This is a genomic window from Niabella sp. CPT15-335-S11, assembly GCF_058792415.1.
Map to the genome: position 1 here is coordinate 1 of NZ_JBYTEI010000008.1, position 17,661 is coordinate 17,661.

General features: G+C 44.1%; 12 protein-coding genes, 1 tRNA gene and 1 pseudogene. 7 read left to right on the plus strand and 7 right to left on the minus strand.

Annotated features, from left to right (window positions below):
- Both AC3WS5_RS15185 and AC3WS5_RS15190 read left to right on the plus strand, forming a co-directional pair.
- Positions 1-280 (plus strand): hypothetical protein (locus tag AC3WS5_RS15185; protein WP_492468254.1); only part of this gene is annotated, 280 nt, incomplete at its 5' end.
- Positions 281-778: 498 nt separating this feature from the next.
- The gene (locus AC3WS5_RS15190; RefSeq protein ID WP_492468255.1) at positions 779-2,746 is read left to right on the plus strand and encodes a DUF4365 domain-containing protein; all 1,968 of its coding nucleotides are present in this window, start codon (positions 779-781) and stop codon (positions 2,744-2,746) included.
- 325 nt (positions 2,747-3,071) lie between these two features.
- Here the strand turns inward: AC3WS5_RS15190 and AC3WS5_RS15195 are convergent.
- The 5 genes and pseudogenes from AC3WS5_RS15195 to AC3WS5_RS15215 form a co-directional block, all read right to left on the minus strand.
- A pseudogene (locus tag AC3WS5_RS15195) lies at positions 3,072-4,288 on the minus strand (IS256 family transposase).
- An 88-nt stretch (positions 4,289-4,376) separates the two neighbouring features.
- Complete coding sequence (locus AC3WS5_RS15200; RefSeq protein ID WP_492468256.1) at positions 4,377-5,468, minus strand: FUSC family protein; 1,092 nt, start codon at positions 5,466-5,468, stop codon at positions 4,377-4,379.
- Between the two features lie 279 nt (positions 5,469-5,747).
- Entirely contained in the window at positions 5,748-5,912 is a 165-nt protein-coding gene (locus tag AC3WS5_RS15205) for a hypothetical protein (RefSeq protein WP_492468257.1), read from the minus strand.
- A 272-nt stretch (positions 5,913-6,184) separates the two neighbouring features.
- Positions 6,185-6,257 (minus strand) — tRNA-Lys (locus AC3WS5_RS15210).
- A gap of 202 nt (positions 6,258-6,459) precedes the next feature.
- Positions 6,460-8,988 carry a bifunctional glycoside hydrolase family 9 protein/polysaccharide deacetylase gene (locus AC3WS5_RS15215; protein WP_492468258.1) on the minus strand — a complete coding sequence of 843 codons (2,529 nt, stop codon included), beginning with the start codon at positions 8,986-8,988 and terminating at the stop codon, positions 6,460-6,462.
- A 51-nt stretch (positions 8,989-9,039) separates the two neighbouring features.
- Here AC3WS5_RS15215 and AC3WS5_RS15220 point away from each other — a divergent pair, with 51 nt between their 5' ends.
- The 5 genes from AC3WS5_RS15220 (at position 9,040) to AC3WS5_RS15240 (ending at position 16,562) form a co-directional block, all read left to right on the plus strand.
- Positions 9,040-9,849, plus strand: a complete 810-nt coding sequence (locus AC3WS5_RS15220; protein ID WP_492468259.1) for an SDR family oxidoreductase — start codon at positions 9,040-9,042, stop codon at positions 9,847-9,849.
- Positions 9,850-9,907: 58 nt separating this feature from the next.
- Positions 9,908-10,735, plus strand: coding sequence for an SAM hydrolase/SAM-dependent halogenase family protein (locus tag AC3WS5_RS15225; RefSeq protein ID WP_492468260.1), 828 nt, complete (start codon positions 9,908-9,910; stop codon positions 10,733-10,735).
- Positions 10,736-10,862: 127 nt separating this feature from the next.
- Positions 10,863-12,254 (plus strand): magnesium transporter, encoded by a 1,392-nt coding sequence (gene mgtE / locus AC3WS5_RS15230; protein ID WP_492468261.1) that lies wholly within the window; start codon positions 10,863-10,865, stop codon positions 12,252-12,254.
- A 198-nt stretch (positions 12,255-12,452) separates the two neighbouring features.
- Positions 12,453-14,291, plus strand: coding sequence for a glutamine--fructose-6-phosphate transaminase (isomerizing) (gene glmS / locus AC3WS5_RS15235; RefSeq protein WP_492468262.1), 1,839 nt, complete (start codon positions 12,453-12,455; stop codon positions 14,289-14,291).
- A 69-nt stretch (positions 14,292-14,360) separates the two neighbouring features.
- Complete coding sequence (locus tag AC3WS5_RS15240) at positions 14,361-16,562, plus strand: DUF4954 family protein (protein WP_492468263.1); 2,202 nt, start codon at positions 14,361-14,363, stop codon at positions 16,560-16,562.
- Positions 16,563-16,596: 34 nt separating this feature from the next.
- Here AC3WS5_RS15240 and AC3WS5_RS15245 read toward each other — a convergent pair whose 3' ends face one another.
- Both AC3WS5_RS15245 and AC3WS5_RS15250 read right to left on the minus strand, forming a co-directional pair.
- Positions 16,597-16,989 carry a hypothetical protein gene (locus tag AC3WS5_RS15245; RefSeq protein WP_492468264.1) on the minus strand — a complete coding sequence of 131 codons (393 nt, stop codon included), beginning with the start codon at positions 16,987-16,989 and terminating at the stop codon, positions 16,597-16,599.
- A 105-nt stretch (positions 16,990-17,094) separates the two neighbouring features.
- Complete coding sequence (locus tag AC3WS5_RS15250; RefSeq protein WP_492468265.1) at positions 17,095-17,481, minus strand: hypothetical protein; 387 nt, start codon at positions 17,479-17,481, stop codon at positions 17,095-17,097.
- Positions 17,482-17,661: the final 180 nt, after the last annotated feature.

Here is a 17,661-nt window from a genome sequence, read left to right on the forward strand (position 1 = left end):
TTTTCAAAATTTAAAGTTAACAATTCATACAATTGATAACTCTAATTTCTTTGGCCGAACATCGGGGGAGCTTACAAAAGCAAAAGAATTCGGAAAAGACTATGGCATTTTTACACACCAAAATCAAGGAGTTAAAATAACATCACCAGACCAAAATGATTTTGAAGGATGGCTATCACATGGCTCGTTTCTTAGAATTTTCTTTGAACACATATATCCGTCATATGTTGTTTATACGACTCATTATTACCGTGAGATAGAAAAACTACCGCCAACATAAGTATTGCTGCAAGTGGGGCTGGACGTTGAAACTTCGGCTGTTTGCATCGCTGTACTTTTGTTCGGGAGGACGAATGTCTATTTGGCTTTTTGTTGTTTTTGCCTAGCACTGTATTCCAACTAGGAGAGTTTGGATTACCCAGAATGATTTCAAAAAAGATACAAAAGGCTGGGTTATGATTTTATAAAGCAAGAAAAGAATATTCACCAAGTACTTGTCGATCTAAATGATCTAGGAATTGAGCGAATTTTAAGAATTTCAACATTATTGGAGTTTGACAAATATATAATTGACTATTTTTTTGAAGGAATTAGGATCAATAAAAAATAACTTCAAATTCCCGATGATTGATTCTTTTTATATAGGACTGTTCCAAATAAGATTTGTTTTGAATAAGCTAATATGATCGTTTAGATTGAAAATGACGCAGTCCAAATTTTTATTCTTATTAATTAATGAGAAGATTATCACCTTTAATAGATTTACGTTTTATTTTTTATGACTACCCCTAAACGGCCAGATTCACATATCACTGAGACCAAAGCGAAAAAATTTCTCGAACAACAGATTCCAGATGAGTGGCATTTCAATATTCCTGACAATGACTATGGAATTGATTACCAAGTCGAAATTTCCGTAAATAATCAGGTTACGGGATTAAACTTTTCAATACAGTTAAAAGGACATGCAAAAGGTAGCGGGGCGTTTGCTAAAGCAACTTTAAAACATAGCACTCTCGCTTATTATAAAGTAAGGCTGGAACCTGTTATGATAGTAGTATATGAAGAAGACTGCCAAGAAGCTTATTGGGAGTGGGTTGACAATCTACGAATTGACCTATCTAAAGGACAAAAAGAATATACGATTAATGTTTCTCGCAAAAATGTATTAAGAGAACTTGATTGGAATAACGTAATAGGTTATGTGCAACAGATATTCAGTAACAGGTCTTTTATAGGTGATTTCGATATTTCAAAGATTCACGACAATTGGGAATTAGCTGCATGGAAATCCTACAATGACCGCGAATACGAACATGCAGTTTATCTCTTTCGTCGTCTTATTGATGGTGGCAACCGTCAATATAACACTTATCTGGCGCTTGCTTGGAGCCTGTATCAAACTTACCGTTATCATGAGGCATTAAATATCGTTAATAATTTGACGAATATTTCATCAACTGAAAATATACTTCAACTAAAAGCATGTATTCTTGCTGAATACGGATTTAGCGATAACGACAGAGGGAAAATCATTCAAGCTCGTAATCTGTTTAAAAGTTATTTAACTCCAAATTCATCAGCGATAATCTATTATAATTATGCGAACACGTTAAGTGAGCTACGGGATTATAGTTCTGCTATTATTAACTACAAAATCAGTATTGATAAAGACCCAAACTTTGCACCCTGTTGGAAAAATTTAGGAACAGCTTACGGCCACCAAGAGGAATTCGATGAAGAATTACGTTGCTATGATGTAGCGCTTTCTATCAATCCCAACCTTCAGGAAGCACTTTTTAGTAAAGGCGTAACACTGGCAAAAGATTTCGGCAAATATGAAGAAGCCCTGAAATATTTTAATAGCGTACTTTCTGCCAAGAACAATTTGTTACAAGGCAATATTAACGGACTTTTTTGGGTCGCAGAAGCTTATGAAAAGACGGGAGATATAATTTCTGCACTTCATTGGATTGACTATGGTCTTAGCTTTTCTTGCACAAATATTTACTTTCTTAATTTTAAATCTAATTTACTTGCCAGGCATTGGGAAATACATCCGGAACTGAAGCAACCCGCAGAAGATTTTTTTAGGTATCGCATAGAATTGGACAATGATCAACGTAGTCTTTACCATCTAATTCTCCTGCTAAATCAAGATTTTCATGTAATATACCCTTTGTTGCAAGAACATACGCCTTTATTTTCGAATGTTCACCTTGAAAACCTGAAATCAATGGGTTTCAATCAGGAAATCGCATTAACCACTTTATTGCAAATGGAGCTTTACGCAACATTTAAGGGAGAACATCCTACCACTCGCTATGTTGACCACTTGATATCTGGCTATTATTCTATAGGAACTGAATTTTGGAATTTAATGGATGTTGTTTGTAGTTATGCATTCAATAAAGGCATATTAAAATTTGGACAGTCTAAATCAGCAGTTGAATTATCGGCAACTATTAGGGACGTACTTGTTGATTTTTTGCCAAGGCTAATCCCCTTCCTTATTGAGCAAGAAAATGACCGCTCAATTGATGATATAGAAAATATTATTTCGACAGTTTATCAGAATTTCCCGATATTACTATATCGGGAGATCGGAGCACAAAGTGGGTTCCTTAGTTTTCATTTGCAAGCAGCCAAGGTTGATCCGTCAGAATATATATCAGAAGAGCAAAAGAGTAAATTCGACTATGACATTTTATACAACCTGTATACTTTTTTCGGTCTTAGTAAATAATTATGATGTGCAATAGGGATGGGCTTACTCTGTTTACGTCCGGCTGAAAAGAGACAGGCGCAACGGCAGCAATACCCCCGGCTATTTCAGCAAAACACATCCTGTAGGAACACGGAGTAAAGAAGGCATAAAGTATAATTTCAAAGGACAATTATTAACTATACGATTATCTTTCCCATCGGGCTGAACCTAATGAAAAATGAGACGCTTGGTTTCCGTTTGAGCTGTCGCCTGCTATCCGTTCGTACAGTACAGGCACCAAAGTGGCGTTTGGGAGTATCCCGTTAAGTGTGTAAGTTAAAAATAGAGGTAAAAATATCGTAGATTATATTTTCAATCTATCACCAAAAATAATTAAGAACTGGTTAAGGACAATGCCCCAATTTCTTATTGGCATTGTCCATTTTTTTGAGGCTTCCCTTAATGCCAGATAAACTGATTTTAATACTGCATCATCATTGGGAAAATAAAGTTTGTTTTTTGTGTATTTACGGATCTTGCTATTGAGGTTTTCGATCAGGTTGGTGGTATAAATGATGTGACGGATTTCTATGGGGAAGTCAAAAAACACGGTAAGTTCATCCCAGTTATCTTTCCAGCTCCTGATAGCGTAGGCGTACTTGCCACCCCATTTCTGTTCAAAGTTGCTGAGGGCGTGGGCTGCGGCTTCCCGGGTCGGAGCACGATAAATCTCCTTCATATCCGGGGTAAACTCTTTTCGGTCCTTCCATACCACGTAGCGCATGCTGTTACGGATTTGATGTACTACACAGATCTGTGTAGAGGACTCAGGGAATACCGTCCTGATCGTGGTGGTAAAGCCGTTAAGGTTATCGGTGGCTGTAATCAGGATATCCTGTAGGCCGCGGGATTTTAAATCAGTAAGTACACCAAGCCAATAGGCTGAGGTTTCATTCTTACCCAGCCACATGCCCAACACCTCCTTTAGGCCGTCTGTACGGAGCCCTACGGCAATATAAACGGTTTTGTTGACCACTTTGCTGTTCTCCCGTACCTTGAAGACGATACCGTCCCTGCCTGCCGGCAGGCAGGCATCCATACGATCGGGTACACTGCTTCCAACGGGCGGTTCTGCCAGGCAATGATATCCTCTGCTACACGGGAGGTGATCCGGCTGATAGTGGTGGTGGATACATCGAATTTATAGATATCTTTTACGTGCTCCTGGATGTCCGATACGCTCATCCCTTTGGCGTACATGGACACCATGACCTCTTCCAGCCCTTCCACCATGCTCTCTCGTTTGGGTACCAACATCGGATTAAAACTGGCCTCCCGGTCCCGTGGCACCTCGATATCCATTTCCCCATATCCGGTCTTTATCTTCTTCCTGCCATGACCATTACGCGCATTGGGGTTATCACTTTGCTGATGCTTTTCATAGCCCAGGTGGTCATCCAGTTCACCCTCAAGCATCTTTTCAATCGCTCGCTTCTGGATACTAGCCAGAAAATCATTGAGTTGATCACCTGTCTTGAACTGCTTCAAAAAGTCGTTGGATAAAAAATCTTCTGCTTTCATTTGTTCATATTGTGTTTAAAGTTAAAAAATCAAATCAGTAAGACTCGTTTTTTAACTTACACACTTTATGAGACAGTGTCTGGCGTTTCTAGGTTTTTTGTCTATTTAGTTGTTCTAGCTTCATTTTTTCTAACCGTTCCAACTTCATTTTTTTTATTCGCATCTTTCTCATCTGCAATTTTGAGTAATAATGCACCTTTTGGTGATACAAAACCCAACCACCGATAATTCCAATTACACTTCCAATTAAAATGTCAAATAACCGTGCTAGAAAAACTTTGTCCGTGTCTTGCAAAAAATTTCCACCAGATTCTGCCAGGAAAATAGTTAAAATTGTTATGAATATAACAGCGATGCCGTAATTTCTAACAACTAAAAATTCTACAACAGCTTGTAACAACGTAATGCTGATTACGATAAATAAAAGTGTCGGATTTGAGTAAGCAAACAGCCAGGTTAAGCCCAAACCTATCAATGTTCCCATAATGCGCTGTATTCCTCTTGTCCAAGTATGTTTAGAACTCCCTCCCTGCATAACCGCAAGACACGAAATGGGTATCCAATACGGGCTTTCAAAGCCCAACGCAAAAGCAACTGTCAAAGAAATGAATATAAAAAGTCCGAATACAATTGACTCTACAATGTTTGTCTGCATGTCTTTACGGTGATGTTTTGTGCTTGTTGTTTCGTTTTTTTCAAGTGTCAGCAAACTGTAAACAAGCCCAATGCCGCAAGTCAAAATTGTCCCGATGGCTAGGTAGCCAATTTTTGCCGGGATACTTTCTGCGTGAAACGGTGTGCAAATGGCTGTAGAAGCCACCATGATAAAAAAGAAATTTCCCGGCGGTCTTGTGAGTCGAAGTTTGTGCAATGAATAATGAATACCAAACGATAAAAGCCCCAGTGCAACGGGCGCTATCCTGTGATTGAATGAAAAAAACAAACCAACGGCATAAGAAGCCATAATTCCAAAGCAACAGGCCATTAACAAAATCATCCGTTCGTCTAATCTATCTGATTGAATGTATAAAATCGAAAGCCCTGCTAACGATGCTAACTTTCCTGCTTCAATGTTGCCAATGTACCAACCAATTATCATTGGGATTCCGACGGTCAGACCCGCAACAATGGGTAAGTGCCATTTTCTTGTTGTCTTATTAAATGTAAAAAATGAACTCATCAATTCGATTATTCTTGTTTGTTTATATGATCCCTATTTTTGCCGCTAAAGGTTCAGTGTCGAATTTTCATTTTATGCTTTGGTTGCGTTAACAATTTGTTTTGTCTATTTATTTTCTTCAACTGCGTCCAATAAACACAATGCACAATTATCCACAGTTTACATTAATGACTTTTAACGGCAATAAACGCCGTCAAAATTGATTTGTATAAACAGGCAACCCAATACCGAAAAACGCGCTTTTTAAGTGCATGTTTTGCGTGAGGGAATTAGCATACCCTATTGATTGATTTTAGCTCCGAATATTTCCCGGTATTTTTCTTCGATCCGGACTATTTCATCAGCAGTCAGCGCATTAAATTCCTTGTTCCTGGCCCGTTCAGACAAGTTACCGCTGCCTTGTTCCAGGAATCGTACAATCAGCGCAACTGTCTTATCCAGCATAGGGGTACCGGCAAATCACACATAGACAGTAGTGCAGCATATCCGGCCAGAAATCCTTCTTCTGGCGCTATTCGCTCCTGAAAAAGACTTACAAGGCGTGAAAAGGACTTATTTTCCGTTTTGTTTTATGACCTTTGATTAAACAAAAGTATGAAAAATGATAGCCTTGCCCCAATATGTGGTCCCGCCACGGCGGGATAAACTTCTCGTCCCCAGTTTTGCTATCGCAAAAAAAAACGACACGCTATCGCGTATCGCTTTGGATCACTTCGTGATCCCGCTGGGGCTCGAACCCAGGACCCCAACATTAAAAGTGTTGTGCTCTACCAACTGAGCTACGGAATCAACCTAAACTATTCAACGCTATAAACTTTCTAACGTTCCTTTCTTTTTCAATCTCAAAAGTATCCCATTTTTCGCAAAATGCCGGCTATTAAACCCCACCGGCAATGCCCTTAAAAATTGGGATTGCAAAAATAGGAGTATCCGGCAATTGTACCAAACTTTTACCCCGTAATTTCAAAAAAATCACGGCGATCTCTCGTTGTCATGGCAACCGGTCCAGCGAATATCCCAGCTCTTTTAACCTCCCGATCAGCTCGCCCAGCCGGTTGTAGAACTTATCCGTACGCCTGGCATCCGTTCCCAGGTGTATCAGGATCAGGTCCCCCGACAACCCACCCTGCTTTTCTTTTTCAAACAGCCGCGCCATCAGCTCATCACTGCTTTTATAGTTGCTCATTCCCGGCCAGGTGTAGTCCGCATTGGTGCCGGTCCCGGGTGTAAAATTGATAACGATCAAACCCTTATCTGTTGCCCACTTTACCACCTCTTTATTATACCACTCGTAAGGGGGCAGGAACCATTTACCTACCGGCAGATTCAGTTTACGTAATGCCTGCTGGGACCGATCCAGATCAGTAATAAACTCCTGCCTGCTTACCAGCAGGGAATCCCTCCGCGTCCAATCGGCATACAACAAATGTTTATCTGAATGAACACCGATGTAGTTCCGTTGTTTCTTTAGCTCACTAATAGTAGATCGGAAGCCAGAATTTCTCAAAAAATCACCCGTGAAAAAGAAACTCGCCTTCACACGATGCTGTTTCAATACCCTGGCGATCGTCTCGCCCCCTTCACCCTGGTCATGCGCGGAAAAAAGCAGGTAAACTTTTTTCCCATTGCCCGGAAACCGGACCACTGCCCCCTCTGAATCTTTCTGAAATCCCGCTGCCACTGCTTTCCCCTGGCCCCTCGCCTGCATGGTCGATAAATAGTAACTCAGACTGGCCGTTCCGTCCATGGTCGGCTCATTGGTGGAATAATCGCCAAAATCATCATGATAAACAACCAGCGGCGACTGAAAAGTCTCAAATTCGTCGGGTGCGTACAGCCTAATCCCGATCAACCTGTTCCAAATAGTACCGTAAACGGGTCCATCAACCAGTCCTCCGGAAATCTTATACTTATATAAATAGGTGAACGCAGAATGCGGATCCTTAGGGGCCACCCCATTTTCCGGCAAATCGCAGATCATACTCGTACCCCAGGGATTGCAGCCAAACAACCAGTCACGCAGGGCCGCTTCCTGTTCGTCGTACACCCCGCTTCCCGTCAGCCTTTTGTAAAGACTGAGCTGCGTCAGTATCGCAACGACCAGGTTGTTTGAACACCAAATGAAAGGCACGCCCATCAGGAAAGGATTATTGGCGCCCCTGTTTTTTACCCTTTCGATACCCTCTTTCATAAAGGACAAGTACTCTTTTTCATTGCCGGATTTCTTTGCGGTAGCGCCCAAATAATGACCCAGGTTTACAAAAGGATACCATTGATAATGATTGGCTGTATCCGCCCCCATCCAGGGCGTAACAGGTTCCTTGCGCGCAAACTGAATACCTTCCTGCAAGTACTGGCTCTTCTTTTCAATCCCGTAAAGAGTCAGCGCCGCCAATTCCATATCATCCACGTCATTGTCTTCGGCATAGATATAAGGTGACACCATCGAAATGGTTTGTGTATTACCCGGATATTTCTTTCCAAAAGCATATGCGTCCTTTGCTTTCTGAACCAGCGATGCCGCGAATTCAGGGTACCAGGTTTTCATGACCTCAGAGCCGAGCGCGAAGGCAGACGCGAATTTGCCCGCAGAGGAAGCCACCCCCTTTGTCTTATTTTTATATTTTTCACCTTGCGGTTTCCCGGTAATAAAATAAACCGGCCGGGCCAAACCCTGATTGGTGGCGTATTTCACGCTGTCTTTCGTCGGCAGCCGCATCCCCCTGTGATCGCGGTCGTCAGCGAGCTGGTTATAATATTCTTCTTTCCCCGGGTTCATTTTTATCAGCCAGTCGAGCCCCCACTTGGCCTCATCAATAATATCCGGGATACCATTGCTGCCTTTATTTCCCCAGGCATCATACTCATCACGGAAACTCCCGGGGTTCATCTGGTAGGCAAACATCATCTGGTAGCATGCGTTGGCCGAAGTGGGCAGGTATTGCAGATAGTCAGAAGCATCATGCCATCCGCCCGAAACATCCAGCCTGGTGGAATCCTTAGTCCGATCAGGATGATATACAATAAACCCATCATGGGTATGGCAGCTATCTTTTAGAAAGGGATTGTATTTGCTGCGCTGCTGGCGCATATACTGCAGGATAAAATCGGCCGTGCCATCATACACATCATTGCCGATCCGGAATACGGCGGATTGGGTATCACCTGCTTTCAGGAAGTATTTTCCCGGCCGGGTAAATCCAGAGAAATCCAGCCGGTAACCTTTTGAAAAAGCCGCGTAGGCCCCGAACGACCTGATCTTCGTACCTGAATAAACGACCTTTCCCGTGAGTGCATCATGAACGGCAAACGATGCATAACCCTCATTTCCCTTTGTAACGAGTACCGCTACTTTAATATCTCTTTCCAGGTACCCAAGTTGATTGATCCTGATCCAGGAGTCAGTCGCGGAAGCTGAAGAAATAACAGCCGTGAGGCCCAGTACAAATGCGATAACTTTGGGGCCGCAAACTTCTAAGATGGCCGCGAACACGGATTTTAAATGAAAACTTACTTGCATATTGATTTTTTATAAGTAGGTTTGTTATCGTTAATAAATCGTTAAGCGTTGATGAACAGTTATTACAAAGATAAAGTAGTTGTGGTTACGGGGGGCACGGACGGCATAGGCAGAGCACTGGTTACCCAATTGCTTGCTGAAGGCGCCAAAGTTTCGACCTGTGGTCGCAATCATGACCGACTCTATGAATTACAATCGACTCACCCCTCTTCGCCCCTGCATACGCTGGTGGCTGATGTGAGCAATGAAGCCGAATGCAAACGTTTAATAGATTCCACCGTTAAAGTTTTTGGCGGGATTGATATCCTGATCAATAACGCGGGTATCAGCATGCGCGGATTGTTGAACGACCTGGATTTAAGCGTGATCAGAAAGGTGATGGACATTAATTTTTTCGGCACAGTCTATTGCACAAAATTCGCGCTACCTTATCTTATCAAAAGCAAAGGCACCATTGTCGGGATCTCTTCCATCGCAGGATACAGGGGATTGCCTGGCCGGACTGCCTATTCGGCCAGCAAATTCGCACTGCAGGGATTTCTCGAAGCGCTCAAAACTGAAGTTTATGATGACGGCGTTCACGTGATGTGGGTAAGTCCTGGGTTTACCACCTCCGGTATTCGCGACCGGGCGCTAAACAGTCATGGTGAAAAACAGCAGGAGAATCCGATGGACGAAGGAAAGCTGATGCCTGCAGATGAATGTGCGCAACATTTGCTGAAGGCGGTCAGGAACCGTAAGAGAACGCTGGTGCTCACGATGACAGGAAAGGAAACGGTTTTCCTGAATAAATTCCTGCCATCGCTGGCTGATAAACTGGTACATAAATTTTATTTTAAGAATAAGGAATTAGTCAAATAGACAGGCAGTATCACGGATCGGAATTTTTCAACGGCAAGAATCAGTATTTTCGGCGCAAATGACAATCGTTACACTTACATCAGATATTGGGCATACAGACTACCTGGTAGGCGCCATTAAAGCCCAGATGCTGCAAGTGAATCCCGATATACAACTGGTGGATATTTCCCATAATATTTCGCCTTTTAATCTGCCACAGGCTTCCTATGTTTGCAGGGGCGCCTTTAGAAATTTTCCTGAATTTACTTTTCACCTGATCCTGCTGAACCTTTTTGAAAAAACGCCGGAACATATACTGCTCGCCTTTCACAGGAATCAATATATTCTTTGTGCCGACAACGGATTGCTGAATATGATCCTGGAAGAAAAGCCCGACCTGGTTATGGGAATTCCTATTGAAAAAAGTGTTATTAAAAATACGCTGAACCTGACTGAGCTCATGGCGAGGACCGTTCAGCGAGTGCTGGATGGAGAGTCAATCCAACATTTGGGAATCCCTGACTTTATGTTTCTGGAGAAAAACCCCATCCAGCCGATTGTGGATCCAAACTTCATCGAAGGGCAGATCATCTTCATCGACCATTTTGAAAATGTGGTGGTGAATATCACCCGGCAGCAGTTTGAGGACGAAAGAAAAGGCCGGAATTTTAAGATCGTATTTAAGAGAGATGAGGTAATAGACCGCATCAGCGATTCCTACGCAGACGTCAGGGAAGGCGAAAAGCTCGCGCTTTTCAATAGTGCGGGTTACCTCGAAATTGCGATCAACAAAGGGAATGCAGCGGGACTGTTTGGATTGAAGGGCTATTCTGAAAAAGCAGGCCAGTCTTCTATCATCATGCAAAACCAGTTGCTCTATCAAACGGTGAGAGTCTTTTTTGAATAAAAGAACCCCGGATCTTAAATATTAGTTATCCACCTGATTGCGGTCACAGACCTCATCCCTCCCTGCAGGTTCACCTGCCGAAGGCAGACAAGCCCAATTATTCACCCTAAGTTTGTATTTTTGACCAATGCAGCCGAAGGATGAAATAACAACCCTGGCAGATCAGTTTACGGCCCTCCTTGACAAGGGGAATAATGCCGAAATGAAAAAACTTCTCGATAATCAGAACATCACCGATATTTTAGATCTGATATACGAGTTCCCGGAACAGGAGAGTTTCATCATCGAACAGATGTCGATGCACCGGGCGGTGAACGTCTTTAAACTGCTGGATCATGCGAATCAGAAAAATATTATCCAAAGCCTGAAACCTAGCACCACCGCTGCTTTGCTGAATGAATTGGCCGATGACGACCGCACTGATTTCCTGGAAGAATTACCCGGTGATGTGGTACGGGAGCTCATCAAGTTACTGGACCCGGAGGAAAGAAGGATTACACTTTCGCTGCTCGGATATCCGGAAAACAGTATCGGCCGGCTGATGAATCCCGACTACGTTTATGTGTACGCACATAACACCGTAGCCGAAGTCTTTCAAATCATCCGGAAATACGGAAAGAACAGCGAAGCCATCAACCAGATTTATGTGATTGATCAGGATGGCACATTGGTGGACGATATCCGGATTGGAACATTTATACTGAGCCCACAGGATATAAAGGTTGAAGAACTGATGGACAGGCGGATTATGACGCTCAATCCCTACGATGACCAGGAGACTGCCAGCGAGATCTTTAAAATGAATAACCGGTTTGCGCTTCCGGTAGTGAATGATGAAAACAAACTGTTGGGGATCGTCACCATGGATGATATTTTCTGGGTTGCCAGCGAAGAATTCAGTGAGGACATGCAAAAAATGGGTGCGGTACAGGCATTTGAGGAACCCTATCTGAATATTCCTATCATGCGTCTATTCAAAAAACGGTTCCCTTGGCTTGTAGCCCTGTTCCTGGGTGAAATGCTGACGGCATCAGCGATGGCCTATTTTCAGGACGAAATTGCAAGGGCCGTAGTACTCGCTCTCTTCATACCTTTGATCATTAGTAGTGGAGGTAACAGCGGATCACAGGCATCTTCACTGATCATACAGGCTATGGCCGTAGGCGAACTTACCATTAAAGACTGGTGGACGGTCATGAAGCGGGAAATCGTTTCGGGATTTTTATTGGGTGGGGTGCTGGCAATTATTGGCTTTCTAAGAATTTTCCTTTACCACCTGCTGTTTCCTAACCTGTACGGCGAACACTGGATCTTACTTGGTATTACTATTGCCCTTACCCTGGTTGGCGTGGTTATGTGGGGTACCTTTTCGGGTAGTATGCTACCCCTGCTTTTAAAACGACTTGGTAAAGACCCAGCCGTCAGCTCAGCGCCCTTCGTAGCCACACTGGTAGATGTCACCGGAATTGTTATCTACTTTAGCGTAGCTTACCTGGTACTTGAAGGTACGCTGTTATAGTTTTTTTAAAAATATCAGGAATCAGGAGTGGCCCCGGTCGCCGGTCATCACTCCAAATCAGGGTAACGGCGGCTTGTTCAACCGGGAGACTCCTTAGTTTTGATGAGCTAAGTTTCGAGTGACCGTTTTAACTGCCTGCGCAATCGATTGTTCAAAAAAATAAAAGAACTAATTTAGCAACCTCAAAAATAGCTCATTATGTGCGGAATAGTTGGTTACACCGGGACAAGACAAGCATACCCCGTGATTATGAAAGGTCTGAAAAGACTCGAATACAGAGGATACGACAGCGCGGGGGTGGCATTGCAGCAAAACGGCAATCTGAAAATTTATAAGAAAAAGGGTAAAGTAAATGACCTGGAAGATTTTATTGGAACCCAAAATGTGGAAGGGCACACAGGTATCGGTCATACACGCTGGGCTACACACGGTGAACCGAACGACCAAAACGCACACCCACACCTTTCCGCAAGCGGGCGGATTGCCATGATCCACAATGGCATCATAGAAAACTACGCACAGCTCAAAAATGACCTGATCAAAAAGGGTTATCATTTCAAAAGCGATACCGATACCGAAGTACTGCTGAATTTCATAGAAGAGATCTGGCTACAAAATAAGTGCACGCTGGAAGAAGCACTTCGAATTGCGCTGAAAAGAGTGACGGGCGCCTACGTAATATTGTTGATAGACACTGAAGACAAGGACACGATCATCGCTGCCCGCAAAGGAAGCCCGCTGGTGATCGGCGTTGGCAAGCATGAACATTTCCTGGGTTCAGATGCTTCTCCGATGCTTGAGTACACCAAAGAAGTGGTCTATATAAACGATTACGAACTTGCGATCGTTAAACCCGATGAACTGATACTGAAGAACCTGGGCAATGAGACGATCACACCTTATGTGCAGACATTGGACACGGAACTGGCAGCCATTGAAAAAGGAGGCTTCGACCACTTCATGCTCAAAGAAATTTTTGAACAACCCCAGACCATTTTCGATAGCATGCGCGGGCGGCTTGACGCGGACGCGGGAACCATTACTATGGCGGGCGTACAGCAATTTGCTGAACAGATCATCAATGCCAACCGCATAGTGATCATCGCCTGCGGGACCAGCTGGCATGCGGGTTTGGTGGCGGAGTATATTTTTGAGGAACTTTGCCGTATTAATGTGGAAGTGGAATATGCTTCTGAGTTCCGGTACAGGAACCCGGTAGTCAACAAAGGTGATGTCATCATTGCCATCAGTCAGAGCGGCGAAACCGCAGATACCATTGTTGCTATTGAAAAAGCAAAAGAAAAAGGCGCCATTATTTTCGGCGTTGTGAATGTGGTAGGTTCAACTATTGCCAGGATTTCGCACGCTGGCGCTTACACGCATGCCGGCAGCGAAATAGGGGTGGCGTCAACCAAAGCCTTCACCGCACAACTGGCTGTACTGACACTGATCGCACTGAAGGTTGGTTATCTGAAAGGCTCTATATCCAATGACCGGTATCTGAAACTTCTCGTTGAGCTTGAAGCCGTCCCCGAAAAAGTGGCCTGGATCCTGAATCATCAGGACTGCATCAAAAAAATTGCCCTTAAATACAAGGATGCCCGCGACTTCCTGTACCTGGGGCGCGGATACAATTTTGGGATAGCGCTCGAAGGTGCGTTGAAACTGAAAGAAATTTCCTATATCCACGCCGAAGGATATCCTGCAGCTGAAATGAAACACGGGCCCATCGCCCTGGTGGATGAAAAACTTCCCGTGGTCTTTGTGGCCACCCGCGATATCTATCACGAAAAAATTATCAGCAATATACAGGAGATCAAAGCCCGGAAAGGTATGGTGCTGTCAGTGATCAGTGAAGGTGATATTATTGGTAAGGAACTGAGTGATGACGTTATCACGGTACCCGAAGCTGACGAAATTGTTGCACCGATGCTCAGCGTGATACCCCTGCAGTTACTATCCTACTATATTGGCACTGCGAAAGGACTGGATGTAGACAAGCCACGCAACCTGGCAAAAAGCGTCACCGTCGAATAATAAATGTCAACATTTAGTGAATTTTTAGGAACTAGCTCCCTATTCTCACAGACCCCGAATAAATACTATATGAACCAAATCAAGCGATATGGCATCGATGAACTGGGCTTCGATTTTGTAGCCAAAGAATTTTTGCCGGAAGGACAGGATGAATACCACCTTCGATTTGAGCAGAATCCTTCTACTGACTACCGGCCGCTCACGAAAGCCGAGATTACAATCCTGACTGCCAACGGAAACCGTTGCGAGCGCTGGGATAAAGTCCTTGTGAGAGACGGTCTGGATATCCACCTGATCGAAGAATGTACTTTTTACGGACTGGTCAGAATTGGAAGGCTGGAACCTTATTTTCTTGAATTCAGCGAGTTCAGGACTGCTGTGGGTCTATACCGGAGCCGGATCGTGAGCTGCGATATCGGGAACAACGTGGCCATCAGTAATGTGTTATTCCTGAGCCACTATATCATCGACGACGAAGTGATTTTGACAAATATTAACGAAATGTCTGTTACTTCTCACAGCAAATTCGGAAATGGAATTGTCAAGACAGGAGAAGATGAGGAGGTCAGGATCTGGATGGAACTCTGTAACGAAAATGGCGGTAGAAAAGTGCTGCCCTTCGACGGCATGCTCGCTGCAGACGCATGGATGTGGAGCAAATACCGGGGAGATGAATGGCTGATGAACGCCTTTAAAGCTTTCACTGAAAAAAAATTCGACCAGCAGCGGGGTTACTACGGAACAGTTGGCACGCGGACAGTTATTAAGAATACCGAAATTATTAAAGACGTCAAAATCGGTAGCGATGCATATATTAAGGGAGCCAATAAATTAAAAAACCTGACGATCAATTCCGGACCGGATGCAAAATCCCAGATCGGAGAAGGCTGCGAAATGGTTAATGGAATCATGGACTACGGCAGTCGCTCTTTTTACGGCGTAAAAGCCGTGCGATTCTATCTTGGCGCTTTCTCCCAGCTAAAATACGGCGCCAGACTGATCAACTCCTATCTTGCTGAAAACTCCACCATTTCCTGCTGCGAAGTACTGAACTCCCTGATCTTTCCGGCACACGAGCAACACCATAATAATTCCTTCCTTTGCGCATCGCTATTAATGGGCCAGACGAATATGGCCGCAGGTGCAACGATCGGCTCCAATCACAATTCGCGCGGAGCTGACGGTGAACTGGTTGCAGGGCGCGGATTCTGGCCGGGGCTTTGTGTAAGCATCAAACATAATTCCAGGTTCGCTTCCTTTACCATATTAGCCAAAGGTGATTATCCCGCCGAGCTGGACATACCCCTCCCCTTCTCGCTGGTCAGTAATGATGAACATACCGGAGAGTTGATTGTGATGCCCGCCTACTGGCCGATGTATAATATGTATGCGATCCTGAGAAATGAAAACAAGTTCAGCGCGCGCGACAAAAGAACACACAAATTACAGTACCTTGAATACGGGTTCCTGGCCCCCGATACCATTAATGAAACCTTTACCGGTATCCGATTGCTTCAGCTTTACACCGGAAGAGCCTTTTACCGGGAAAATAATCTGCCGGGAGAGGATCCGGACTTCCTGAAAAAAGGGAAAGATTTGCTGAATAATAGGTCACCAGATGTTGATAATTTAGCCATACTGGCTCCTGAGTTTGAAAACGCGGAGAGACCTGTCCATATCATTAAAGTTCAGCACGCGTACGATGCATATACAAGACTACTGACCTACTACGGCACTTCCCGGCTTTTGGACTTTATCAGTATTAATAATATAAGCTCGGCAGAACAACTGCAGCGGGAACTGTCACGGCAAACACAGCGGCAGCAATGGATCAACCTGGGCGGACAACTGGTCCCGGCAGAGGAAATGACCGGGTTCCTCGAAGAAATCAAAACAGGAAAAATAAACAGCTGGGCGCAGGTGCACGAATTTTACCGGCAACAATCTGTGAACTATAACCGGGACCGGATAGCGCACGGCATTTATTCATTGCTGGAATTCATGAATCTAACCTATGAAGACCTCCGCCCTGAACTGTTAAAACAACTTATTGAGGATGCTATAGAAACAAGGAAATGGATCACCCGGAAAATTTACGAATCCCGTGAAAAGGACTATAAGAACGTATTCAGGAATATGATATATGATTCCCCGCAGGAAATGGAAAGCGTCCTGGGAAGGCTGGAGGAGAATCCATTTATATGCGATCAGCAAGAAGCTTTGCGGCTGTTCCAGGAACAAGCGTTACAAATACTCCAAAGCTTTCATTGAACTATGTTGACTGCCTGGTCCCGATCCCGATAGGCTACTTTTCGCCGTGTATCGTTTTCCGGGCCTCATCAACGGTTTTATTCACCGCGTCCCTGGTCTTTTTTATACTTTCAGCGACAGTTTTTCTCGTACCCTCGCTCACTTCGGTTATCTTTTTCACTTTGTCGAGACCAGACTGTACCTGATTCAGGCCATCTTTCATTCCGCGGGTAATAGACTCCAGGTCATTACCCAGACCCGTATCTTCACCATGCGAGGCCTCACCATGGTTCCGAGCCTGATTAATACTGTCGGCAATGGCCACTTTCCAAAGGGAATCCGCCCGCAGCGAGTCAGCATTGGCGCGGCGTGTATCATCTACACCATTGCAGGATACCCACAGCAAAACTGCAAACGGAAGGGCCACAAAAAAATTACGTTTCTTCATCACAGGCTCTGTTTTAATTACCAGTGGTGTCAAATTTCATTCCATAAAATTAGCTCCCAGATTACCGGAGCAACCTGGGAGCTAAAGCAAGTAATTCTCGCCTGATTAATCTTTCTTTAATGCTTCTTTGGTGGCTTTTGCACCCGTTTTAACGGCTTCCCCTACTTTCTTCGCTTCATCCTTCACTGCTGTGGCGCCAACTTTTGCCTTTTCAGCAGCCGCCTGCCCTAATTCCTTTGCACCCTCTTTGATAGTTGTTGCCCCTTCAACAATCTTACTTTTTGCCGAATGTGCGGCAGCTTTAAGTGTATCACCAATTTTCTCATGCTGCGTTGTATCGCCCCGACCGGGTGCCGTGGCCGTATCCAGATTTGAAATCACTGAATTTGCAGCCGCGGAATCGCTGGTTGCTTCCTTAGCCTCAGACCCGCTATTGCAGGCGAATAAAAAAATGGCTGCTGCCACCACTGAAAGTTTTGCTACTTTTTTCATTCGTATATTTTTTATGTTTTGTTACGCTCGCTGCCTTTGCATACTCCCCATTTCGCGACAGATAGTTCACAAAAACGACGATTTTCTATCAAACTATTTGGTTGAATCTTTGCTCCCAAAATATTCAACGCCTAATACTCAATTTATACACCAAAAATAGAATGAGTAACCCCCCGTGTG